Origin of the sequence: Microbulbifer rhizosphaerae (assembly GCF_014191725.1) — a bacterium.
In the GTDB taxonomy this organism is placed as follows: domain Bacteria; phylum Pseudomonadota; class Gammaproteobacteria; order Pseudomonadales; family Cellvibrionaceae; genus Microbulbifer; species Microbulbifer rhizosphaerae.
This window is the reverse complement of record NZ_JACHWZ010000013.1, coordinates 11,697-23,672: the sequence shown is the minus strand read 5'-3', so window position 1 is coordinate 23,672 and position 11,976 is coordinate 11,697. Positions and strand designations below refer to the sequence as shown.

Genomic DNA, 11,976 nt, shown 5'->3' with positions numbered 1-11,976 from the left:
CAATGATTAAAACCATTGCCGTTGTAGGACGAGATGAAGACGCCTGGCTGACGGCGCTTATGCTGCAATTGAGCCTGGGAAAGTCCGTGCAACCGGTTGAGGTTACGCTGGTGGAGCTGCCGTCCAACGTTGGCGCGCAGGATTTTTACGCGACTATTCCCTCGCAACGTGCGTTTCACGAGTTGTTGGGGTTGTCTGAAGGCAATGTGTTGTCGGCAGGCCGGGGCGTGCAGTCGCTGGGTTACCGCTACTCCGGCTGGACCGGGGATTCGTCGGCGTTTTTTCATGTGTACGATACGGCCGGCACGTCGCTTGACGGTATTGATTTTCTGCAGTTCTGGACAAAAGCCCGACACAGGGGACTAAATGTCGCGCTGGATGAGTTCTCTCTCGCGGCGGCAGCGGCTCGACGCGGGAAAATGATCATGCTCAATGATCAAACGTCCGCCTACAGTCACGCGAATCATGGTTACAACCTGTCGGCGCTGTCATACCTCAAAGGCATTGCCAAGGTGGCTTTGGCCGCCGGTGTAAAGCATATTGTGGCAGAGGTTGAAAGGATTCGGGTCAAGGAAGAGCGCATTGAGTCGGTGTTGCTAAAGGGTGGTCAGAGTTTAGAGGCGGACCTGTTTATTGATGCCAGTGGTGACGGTGAGTTAATCAGCCAGTTGAATGAAGGGTTTAGGCGATGGGATCAGTGGTTTTTATGTGACCGCGCCATTGTGGCCAGTGCCGAAAGGTTGAGGCCCGTAGCCTCCTTTAATCAGTTATCGGCCGTACACGCCGGCTGGCTGGGACTTTACCCACTGGCTTCCCGCACAGGTGTCACTATGCAGTTTTGCTCCCGTCATATAAACAATGATGAGGCGCTAGGGGTGATGAATGCCGCGGTGGGGCAGCCGGTGCAGGAGCCGAAGCTCCTGGCGCTTGAAGTCGGCGTGCGCACAAAGCCCTGGGTGGGTAATTGTATTGCGGTAGGTAACACCGCCGCCCGCATGGATGGCCTGGAGGGTGTGCAACTGCATGTGTTGCACACTGCATTGTCCTATCTACTGACGCTTTTGCCTGTAACGGCGGACTACGATCTGGAGCGCAACACCTACAATACGCGTTTGTCCGGTCATATAGAGAGATTACGTGATTTCCAATTGGCGCACTACAGTTTGAATGGGCGGCATTCTGATCCCTTCTGGCGCGCTTGTGCGGCGGTCGAGCTGCCTGAAGCGCTAAAAGAGAAAATAGAGCTGTTCAAAGCGCGGGGTGTTATTGCCATGAGCGAAAGTGAAACCTTCCAGGAGGAAAGTTGGAATGCGCTTCTGACGGGTTGTGGCATAGTGCCCGACAGCTACGATCCGCTGGTGGATAAAATACCGGAAGATCATCAGATTCAGCAATTTCAACGTATGCTGTCCTTTGTCGCTGAACGGGCGGAGCAAATGCCGGACATGGAGACGTTTGTCCAGGTGCATGACGCAGGGAGCTATTCCAAGGGTTTATTTTAAACGCTATTCAAAGCGCGGAAGCTTTCCCTATGATCAAAGATATTATTATTGTTGGAGGTGGTACCGCGGGTTGGATGACGGCGTCTGCTCTGAGCAACGTACTTGGCGATAAGCACTATCGCTTCCGTCTGATCGAGTCAGAACAGATCGGTACGGTGGGCGTAGGGGAAGCGACCATTCCTATGATTGCTCTTTACAACAACGTGTTGGGTATCGATGAAAACGAATTTGTCAGGGAAACCAACGCCACCTTCAAGCTGGGTATTGAATTCAGGAATTGGAGAAAGGTCGGCCACAGTTATTTTCACCCCTTTGGCCTCTATGGGGTCGATATGGATGGCATTAGCTTCTCCCATTTCTGGATGCGGTGGCAGTGCGAGGGGGGCACGCTGGATTTCTCCCATTTCAATGTCGAAACCGAAGCGGCCAGATCGAACCAGTTTATGCGGACCATGCACGAAGCCGGGCCGAAACTGATGCCGGACGTCAACTACGCCTATCACTTCGATGCCGGAAAATATGCCGAATACTTGAAAAAGCGCTCCATTAAACAGGGTGTTGAGCGTATTGAGGGCAAGATTGTTCACGTTCAGCAGGACCCTGATACCGGCAATATCGCTTCGGTGCAGCTGGAAAGCGGCGAGTCTATTAGCGGTGACTTTTTCATTGACTGCTCGGGCTTTAGAGGGCTTCTGATCGAAGGGGTATACCGGGCCGGCTACGATGATTGGAGCCACTGGTTGCCGGTCAACAAGGCGGTTGCCGCACCCTGCGAAAAAGTCAGGGAGCCAACGCCTTATACCCGGTCAACCGCACTGGAGGCCGGATGGCAGTGGCGCATCCCGTTGCAACACAGAACGGGAAACGGCTATGTGTACTGTGATCAGTACATTAGCGACGATGAGGCCACGCAGGTATTGCTGGACAATCTGGACGGACAATTACTGGCCGATCCGAAAGTACTGAAATTTGTGACCGGAAAGCGCAAAAAGTGCTGGATTAAAAACTGCTTGGCCATCGGTCTTTCCGGTGGGTTTCTGGAGCCACTGGAGTCCACCAGTATTCACCTTGTGCAAGTGGCCATTTCCAAGTTGCTGGCCATGTTTCCCGGAACGCACATATGTGATGCCGTCGTTCGCCGGTTTAATACTGAGATGGCGGATGAGTACGAAAACATCAAGGATTTTCTGATTGCCCATTACTACGTAACCGAGCGCGAGGACAGTGAGTTTTGGCGCTATGTCCGCTCCATGGAGATTCCCGCCGCGCTCTCGGAGCGGCTTCATCTGTTCAGGAGCCGGGGCGAGGTGTTTGTCCGGCAGACGGAGTTGTTCAAGGAGAACAGTTGGTTTTCTGTGCTGGTTGGGCAGGGGATGGTGCCGCAGTCGTATCACCCGGTGGCCGATGCCATAACGTCCGATGAGCTCAACCTGCGCATGGTCAAAGTTCGGGACGGTGTTCGCAAGCGCCTTGAGATGATGCCCTCCCACGGAGAATTTATCGCGCGGCACTGTGCTTCGCAGGGCGGTGTGTCACGGTAACCGAATCCGGGGAACGAGGCAGTACCGGGCGGGCGCTGGACCCCGCTCACAGTGTGATCCCGCTGCGTTTTGTGCATGTGTCTGCTGTGGGAGCCTGCCCTGCAGGCGAAAAGACAGTGCTAAATGGCAACGCCATTATTCGCCAGCAAGGCTGGCTCCCACGGGATGCGGTCTCATGACTCAACAGCTTTTAAGGGTGGTTCCGCGAGTTCCGGGTGGGGCGCCTTCGGCGTCCAAATCTGTTCCAGACAGATTTGTGAGGCTCTGACCGGTAGTTCGCCCTTCGCTATCGGAAACAACTTTGTGGTGCAAGCTTGAGGCGGGGGCCTGTTCCCCGCCTGCTTTTTTTCCTTTCCACCGCCGCGTTCCGACATGCTGGCGCATTTCTGTGCTGTTTCTATAACTTATTGTTTCTATTGATCTTTCTCAGTTCCAGTTTCCACCGGAAGCAAGGTGGGACCGGGCCACCTTGCGCCTATTTGCCAAGGTGGGACGACGGCGGGCTGCCGTGGGAGGAGTATAAGCTGGCACCAGATAGCGCTATCCTTCGGGCTTCCCCGGGGGGAGGCATCCGCATAAACAAAAAATAGCGACGTGATGATGGGGAGAGAACTTCATGAACAATCAAACCGGGTTTAGGAAGAAATCCATAGCCGCGGCCATCGCCTGCGCCCTCTCCGGCGTACCCCTGGCGCAGGGCCAGGAGAAAACCGCGCTGGAAGAAGTAGTCGTGGTGGGTATCCGCGGCAGTCTGCAGCGCGCCATGGACGTCAAGCGCGATGCCCGGGGCGTGGTGGATGCCATCTCCGCCGAGGACATCGGCAAGATGCCGGACACCAACCTGGCGGAGTCGCTGCAGCGTATCACCGGCGTATCCATAGACCGGCAGAATGGCGAGGGCAGCCGGGTCACGGTGCGCGGCTTCGGCCCCGACTACAACGTGGTGACCCTGAACGGCCGGCAGATGCCGGCGGCCAACATCGAGGCCACCACTGCTTCAGCCTCCCGCTCCTACGATTTCGCCAACCTGGCCGCCGAGAGCGTCAGCGCGGTGGAAATCTACAAGACCGGCAGGGCCGACCTGTCCACCGGCGGCATAGGCTCGGTTATCAATATCCGCACCGCGCGCCCCCTGGAGCAGGACGACCTGGTGCTGAACCTGAGCGCCAAGACCACCCACGATACCTCCAATCAGGAGGGGGATGACTGGACCCCGGAGGTGTCGGGCATCTTCAGCACCAAATTCGCCGACGACACCATCGGCGTGGCCCTGACCGGCTCCTATTCCGAGCGCCACAGCGGTTTCGCCAAGTCGGAGACGGGCCCCGGCTGGTACACCATCCAGGGCGGCCAGGGGGACTGGGGCTCCATCGCGCCGGACAACCCCAACTTCGTGAACGCGCCCCAGGAAGGCGATATCTACTCGGTGCCGCGGGGCATCGGCTACAACTTCACCGAGGTACAGCGCGAGCGCACCAATGCCCAATTGACCCTGCAGTGGGCCCCGTCCGACAATTTTGAAGCCATCGTGGACTACACCTACGCCGAGCAGGACGTAGAACAGCAGTACAACGCCATGGGCGCCTGGTTCAATGGCGTGCCCTTGGAAGGCGAGTTCACCGAAGGATCCGGCAGCGGCAGCGTGGTGGCGCCGGTGATCTACGTCGACGGCACGGGTACCGACGTGACCTTCAACGCCGGCGAGTGGGGCAGCGTCAACGAGAACAATTCCGTGGGCGTGAACCTGGCCTGGCGCCCCAGCGATCGGTTGAGCCTGGCCTTCGACTACCACAACTCCACTGCGGAGAACGGCGCGAAGGACGGCCGCGGCACCAACAACAATATCGCCGGTGTCCAGTACAACCGCGCCGCCACGCGGGTGAACTACGGTTACGACCTGCCCGCCACCAGTTTCGAATTTATCGACGGCCAGGAATTCGATCCGGCGCAGATGCTCACCTCCGGCAGCAGCTTCCGCAACAGCTACATGAAACACGAGATAGAGCAGGCGAAGTTCGACGGCAGCTTCGAGTTCGATGCCGGCGCCGTGAAGAGCATCGACTTCGGCCTGGCCTACCTGGAATCCACAAACCGCTCCGCCTTCGCCAACGCCCAGCGCGATAGCTGGGGTGGCTACGGCACCGCCGCCGACTATCCGGACGACATCTTCGTGCGGAAGAGCATGGCCGACGCGCTGGACCAGTTCGACAGCGCCGACAGCGCGGAGATGACGCCCTACTACTACGCGGCGGACTTCCAGGGCATGATCGACGCCATTTCGGCCATTGCTGCGGCCAACGGCGAGACCATCAGCCCCTGTGGGACGGTGCTCTGCGCCAGCGACGAATTCACCACCGACCGCACCGCGGTCGAGGAGCAGACCGGAGCCTACACGCAGGTGAACCTGGCCTGGGAAGAGGCCGCCATGCCGATGCACCTGGCCGTGGGCCTGCGCTACGAGGACACCCAGGTGAATTCCAAGGCGCTGGTCCCCTTATACGATTCGATCGCCTGGGTCGCCGATAACGAATTCGTGGCGCAGTCCAGCGGCACCGGATTTACCGAGCTGGAGGGCGGCTATAGCAACTGGTTGCCCAATATCGACTTCGATATTTCGCTGACCGAGGACCTGGTCGCCCGCGCCTCCCTCAGTGAGACCATCACGCGCCCCGGCTATCAGGACATCCAGGGCGGCCAGACCATCGATTCCCTGCTGCGCTTCAACGGCGGCACCGGAGCGCGGGGCAACCCCGACCTGGCCCCCTTCGAGTCCACCAACTTTGACCTGTCCGTGGAGTGGTACTACGCGGAGGGCAGCTACCTGTCCGTGGGCTACTACAAGAAGGACGTGGACAATTTCATAGGCTCCACGTCGGTAACTGAGCCGGTGTTCAACCTGGCACACCCGGCCCAGGGGGCGCGCTACGAGGAGGCCGTCGCGGAACTGGGCACCGACGATCCGGGTGCGGTGCGCGAATATATGGAAGAGCTGTACGGCGCGCCCGTGATGGGCTCGGCGGCCGAAGGCGACCCGGCCGCCGTGTTTACCATGATCACCCCGGTCAACGCGGAAACCGCCAAGATCGATGGCTTTGAAGTGGCCGTGCAGCACATGTTCGGTGAATCCGGCTTTGGGGGCATCGTCAACTTCACCACCGTCGATGGCGACATCGCCTACGACAACTTCAACACCAACAAGGGCGAAGGTGTCGAGAACCAGTTTGCGCTGCTGGGCCTGAGCGATTCGTTCAACGTCGTGGGCTTCTACGACAAGAACGGCATCCAGGCGCGTATCGCCTACAACTGGCGCGACGACTTCCTGACCGGCACCTTCGACGGCAACGGCGAGCGCAACCCGGTGTACACCGAGGCCTACGGACAGTGGGACCTCAACGCGAGTTACGACGTCAACGAAGACCTCTCCGTGTTCGTGGAAGGTATCAACGTCACCAACGAAACCCAGCGTTTGTACGGTCGCCATGAAAATATGATGATCGGCGCCATTCAAACCGGTGCCCGGTACAATCTGGGCGTGCGCTACAGCTTCTGAGGTGTCGTCGGGGACTGGCCGCAGGCCTCTTTTGTAGGAGCCTGCTTGCAGGCGAACAGCTACGGAGTTCCGTTCTTGTTCGCTTGGCAGATTTTTGCTCCTGCAAAATCTGCATTTCCGCCATCCATGGCGGTCACAAACAGGCTCCTACAGGGTGCCGGGCCTTACCTCAACAGCATTGCGGTTAACCGCCATCCACCTTGCAGGAAGCAAAAGGCGTGAGCGATCACGCCTTTTGCATTTGTTGAGAGAGAGGATCTGCAATGCAGCAGGCTTCATCACCAAAATCAATTCCAGTGCCGACCGGCGAGCGGAACCGGGCCGGATGAACTACCCGGATTTCATTCCCGCGGTGGAAATCCGGGACGACGTGACCCAGACCGGCCTGCCCGACGCCATCGCCGACCGCACCACACCCTTGCTGATGAAGGGCGCCGTGGCCCACTGGCCCGTGGTGCAAGCGGCAAAAGCAGGGCGCCTGGGCGACTACCTGGCCCCCTTTGATCAGGGCCGCCCGCTGGTGGTATTTCGAGCCGAGGTCGAAACCCGGGGCCGCATCTTCTACAACGACGCCATGGATGGCTTCAACTTCGAGCGCACCACCGGCCGGCTGTTGCCGACGCTGCAAGAACTGGAGCGCAGGGCCACCGGCGGCGACCACTGCTACGTGGGCTCGAGGCCCGTCGACCACCACCTGCCCGGCCTGCGGGCGCACAACGACCTGGAGCTGCCGGACTGCCAGCCGCTGGTATCCCTGTGGTTCGGCAACCGCTCGCTGATCCCCGCGCACTTCGACCTGCCCAACAACCTGGCCTGCGTGGTGGCCGGGCGCCGCCGCTTCACCCTGTTCCCGCCGGAGCAGGTGGCCAACCTGTACCCGGGACCGCTGGATTTCACCCCCGCCGGCCAAGTCGTCAGCCTGGTGGACTTCCATGCGCCGGATTTCGAACGCTTCCCGCGCTACCGCGAGGCACTCGAAGCGGCCCAGGTGGCCGAGATGGCACCCGGCGACCTGCTCTACCTGCCCAGCATGTGGTGGCACCAGGTGGAGGGGCTGGACGAGTTGAACCTGCTGGTGAACTATTGGTGGCGCTCCACCCCGGCCTGGACCGGCCTGCCGCAGGATGCGCTGATGCACGCGCTGCTGGCCATCGGCGGCCTGCCGCAGGCGCAAAGGCAGGCCTGGGGGCAACTGTTCGACCACTTCGTGGTCAAACGCGAGCAGGCCGCGGCGCAGATACCGCCGGAGCGGCGCGGCCCCCTGGCCGATCTCGACCGGGATGCGGCCGCAAGGCTGAAAAAATTATTAATAGATAAACTGCAACGGATGTAATGACTCAAGTTTCGGGGTTCAGATCGAGGCACCATGCCGTCCGGTCGTGCACTGTGTCTGCTGTGGGAGCCTGCCCCGCAGGCGAAAAGACGGTGCTAAACGGCAACGCCATTATTCGCCAGCAGGGCTGGCTCCCACAGCTGGCCACCCATTACCAAGTACCAGCCCCCGGCCTCATCTCCGAACCCCGAAACTTGAGTAATAAGCCACGGAATGGCCAGATGACGAAAGGGGAGTAGCGATGAGTCGAACCATAAAAAAAATCGTGATCGCCGGCGGTGGCACCGCCGGCTGGATGACCGCCGCGGCCCTGTCGAAACTGATGGGCGGGGAACTGGAGATCACCCTGGTGGAATCCGAGTCCATCGGTACCATCGGCGTCGGCGAGGCCACCATTCCCACCCTGGTATTTTTTCACCGGCTGCTGGGCATCGACGAGGCGGAATTCCTCGCCGCCACCCAGGGCACCTACAAGCTGGGCATTCGCTTCGAGAACTGGCGCGATCGGGGCGAGAACTATATGCACGCCTTCGGCGTCACCGGCCGGGACTGCTGGGCCTGCGGTTTCCAGCACTTCTGGCTACGCGCGCGGCAACTGGGGCTGGCCGGCGATTTCGGTGAATATTGCCTGGAGCGGCGCGCCGCCGAGGCCCACAAATTTTCCCACCTGCCCAACAACGGCCTTAACTACGCCTTCCATCTGGACGCCAGCCGCTACGCGGTTTTTCTGCGCGAATTCAGTGAAGGCTTCGGTGTCAAGCGGGTGGAGGGAAAAATCTCCGAGGTAAATCTGCACCCGGACACCGGCTATATCCGCGCGCTCAAACTGGACTCGGGTCGGGAGCTGGACGGCGACTTTTTTATCGACTGCACGGGCATGCGCGCGCTGCTGATCGAAAAAGCCCTGCACACGGGCTTCGAATCCTGGTCCCACTGGCTGCCCTGCGACAGCGCGGTGGCGGTGCAGACCAAGGCCGTTGAGCCACCGGTTCCCTTCACCCGCTCCATCGCGCGGGAGAGCGCCTGGCAGTGGCGCATTCCCCTGCAGCACCGGGTGGGCAACGGCCTGGTCTACGCCAGCAGTTATCAAAACGACGAATCGGCGCGCGAACAACTGCTGACCAACATTGAAGGTGACCAGCTCACCGATCCCCTGCTGATCAAATTCCAGACCGGCCGCCGGCGCAAACAGTGGCACAGGAACTGCCTCGCCGTCGGCCTGTCCAGCGGTTTCCTGGAACCGCTGGAATCCACCAGTATCCACCTGATCCAGCAGAACATAGTGCGCTTCCTGCGCTTCTTTCCGCAGACCGAGATCCGCCAGGTGGAGGTGGACGAATTCAACCGCCAGGCGGATTTCGATATGGAGCGCATCCGCGATTTCATCATCCTGCACTACAAGGTAACCGAGCGGACGGACACCGACTTCTGGCGCCACTGCCGGCAGATGAGCATCCCCGACAGCCTCGCCACCAAAATCGATATGTTCCGCGAAACCGGCCACGTATTCCGCGCGGATAACGAATTGTTCGTGGATTCCTGGCAGCAGGTGATGTTGGGCCAGGGACTGATGCCCGAGCGCTACCACTCACTGGTGGACACCATGCCCGAGCGGGAGCTCGCGGATTTTATCGGCCAGGTCAAGGCGGAAGTGGACAGCAAGATGGCCCGCCTCAAGGACCATAACGCCTATCTGGCCGGCCTGTTGCCCGACAGTGTACGGCGGACCGGATAAGTATCCGGAGCTGCATCGGGTAAGAAAGGCTTTCGGAGAAGTATCGATAATGAAAACAATGACCGTTGCATTGCTTATAGCCGCGCTGGCGATGGGCTGCGGTCGCCAGGAGACGTCCGGGGGACAGGAAGCGCCTCAGGCCGCTTCACCAGCCCCGGCGAGCGGCTCTGGCAGTTCCGACGGCGCGAGCAGCTCCAGTAGTTCCAGCAGTTCTTCAGGTGGTTCGTCCAGCAGCAGCTCACCTTCCGGTGGCTCGCCCGATCTGGGCAATATCGTTCCCCTGTACGACGGAAGCACACCGCTTGAACCGGCCATCCAGTACGAGACCGAAACCGCTTTGATCACCCGCTTCTCTGATCGCGCCCGGGACCGTCATGCGAAGGAAGATCACTTTCAGGCATACGATCATTACCTGAGCTTTTACTGGGAAGACCGAACGGCTTCCATTGAAATTATCGACGAAGTCGCCAAAGGCGGTGACACGGTGAGAATGAATGTGCGCACTCAATTTCGATTGAGTGACACCGAGGCGGAGAATCGCTGGTTCTACCGCGGTGTCGGCACCGTCGCCGAGTACTGTGACAACGGCGTCATGCAAGTGATCGACGATTTCAATTATTACAAGGTCCGCAGTTTCAATTGCCGGGAGAATCGTTCCATTCAGATTGGCGACAAACTGGAATTTGAACTCAGCCAGTTCCTGGACCCCAGCGTACCCAACGGGCGCGCCAATTATTACGGTACGACTTCCCTGTACATTGTCGGTGAGGGACTGGTGCCCTGGGATGTCGGTGGCACAACGCCATTTGGCGGCATCAAGGATTCCTTCAAGATTCCGGAGCGCGCCTGGTTGGGTGGGGATACCACCATTCACGCACTGACGTCAGGAGAGACCGACAACCACTTTATGCAGATGGCGACCAACCTGGGGTACGAAAATGCCCAGCCATTTGTTCTCGGTCGCCGCGTATTGCACAGCTCCGCAGTGGATGGCCGACACGATGAGCGCCCGATCGAGAATCCCGTGTTTACGGAAATGGTGGGATTGGCCGGCCCGCACCATATCAACAGCAGTTGTGCCAGCTGCCACGAGCGCAACGGTCGCGCGGCAGCAGCGCCCGTGGGCGAGCCACTGGACAAGTGGGTGTTCAAGGTGGCCGATACCAATGGTAATCCCGATCCCTACCTCGGCTCTGTACTGCAGCCCAAGGCGAGAGACGGCGCCGTCAGCGAGGGCAGTGTATCCATCGTCTACTGGACCGAGCAGAACGGACTGCGCTCGCCGAATTACGCCTTTACCGGCGTGACACCCGAGCGTTTCTCCGCACGCATTGCCCCCAATTTAGTAGGCATGGGCCTGCTGGAGGCTATTCGGGAATCCGCGATTCTGGCGCAGGCAGACCCGGAGGACAGCGATGGGGACGGTATTTCCGGGCGGGCCAATCGCGTTCTGGATCCGGAGACCGGGGACACCCGACTCGGCCGCTTCGGCTGGAAAGCCGGAACAGCAAGTATTCGACACCAACTGGCTCGCGCTTTTAATACCGATATGGGGATACTCACTTCCGTTTTTCCCGAACCGGATTGTGGCAGCAGCCAAAACGATTGCGGTACGAGCGGCGCGGAACTCGCCGATCAACATCTGGCGGATCTGACCAAGTACATTTCTCTGCTGGGAGTCCGCCCGCAGCGTGATTACGACAGTCCTTCGGTGCAAAACGGTGAGCAATTATTCACGAATGTCGGTTGCGCCGACTGCCATACACCAACCCACCAGACCAGCGAACACCATCCCCTGGCGGAACTGCGCAATCAGACCATTCACCCGTATACTGACCTGTTGCTGCACGACATGGGCCCCGGACTCGCGGATAACCTCGGTGAAGGCGAGGCCAGCGGTGCCGAGTGGCGTACACCGCCGCTGTGGGGGCTGGGGCTTTCCGCCTGTGTCACCGGTGGGGTGGAAAACCCGATCGGCGGGCAAGGGAATGAAATCTGTACGCCGGAGCACAGCTATCTCCATGACGGCCGCGCGCGCTCCATCGAAGAGGCCATTTTGTGGCACGGCGGTGAAGGGCAAGCTGCCAATGACGGCTATCAGGGATTGTCGGCTTCCGAAAAGCAGGATCTGTTGAACTTTCTCGGCTCTCTATAATTTCTACCTGTAATCGTCTCATCCTGTACCAAATCTACAAACTGGAAATTGCGGCCCACCTTGAGTGATTTCCCAATGTGGGGCGACATTTTTGTGCTTCACAGTTAAAAAAACGTAGCTACTCGCCCCTCGAAACCAGGAGCCCTGATGATCCCCTGTA

6 protein-coding genes are annotated in these 11,976 nt (G+C 59.5%); all 6 read left to right on the top strand.

The genetic code is table 11. The annotated features are described in order from the left end of the window. Window positions 1-2 precede the first annotated feature (2 nt). Complete coding sequence (locus FHS09_RS13990; RefSeq protein WP_183460953.1) at window positions 3-1,502, top strand: tryptophan halogenase family protein; 1,500 nt, start codon at window positions 3-5, stop codon at window positions 1,500-1,502. A gap of 29 nt (window positions 1,503-1,531) precedes the next feature. Beyond that, complete coding sequence (locus FHS09_RS13985) at window positions 1,532-3,043, top strand: tryptophan halogenase family protein (RefSeq protein ID WP_183460951.1); 1,512 nt, start codon at window positions 1,532-1,534, stop codon at window positions 3,041-3,043. 616 nt (window positions 3,044-3,659) lie between these two features. Further along, window positions 3,660-6,593 (top strand): TonB-dependent receptor, encoded by a 2,934-nt coding sequence (locus FHS09_RS13980; protein WP_183460948.1) that lies wholly within the window; start codon window positions 3,660-3,662, stop codon window positions 6,591-6,593. A 325-nt stretch (window positions 6,594-6,918) separates the two neighbouring features. Beyond that, window positions 6,919-7,926, top strand: a complete 1,008-nt coding sequence (locus FHS09_RS13975) for a cupin-like domain-containing protein (RefSeq protein WP_183460946.1) — start codon at window positions 6,919-6,921, stop codon at window positions 7,924-7,926. A gap of 241 nt (window positions 7,927-8,167) precedes the next feature. Next, window positions 8,168-9,661: a tryptophan halogenase family protein gene (locus tag FHS09_RS13970; protein WP_183460944.1), complete on the top strand. Its 1,494-nt coding sequence runs from the start codon at window positions 8,168-8,170 to the stop codon at window positions 9,659-9,661. A 49-nt stretch (window positions 9,662-9,710) separates the two neighbouring features. Further along, window positions 9,711-11,816, top strand: coding sequence for a di-heme oxidoreductase family protein (locus tag FHS09_RS13965; RefSeq protein WP_246395036.1), 2,106 nt, complete (start codon window positions 9,711-9,713; stop codon window positions 11,814-11,816). Window positions 11,817-11,976: the final 160 nt, after the last annotated feature.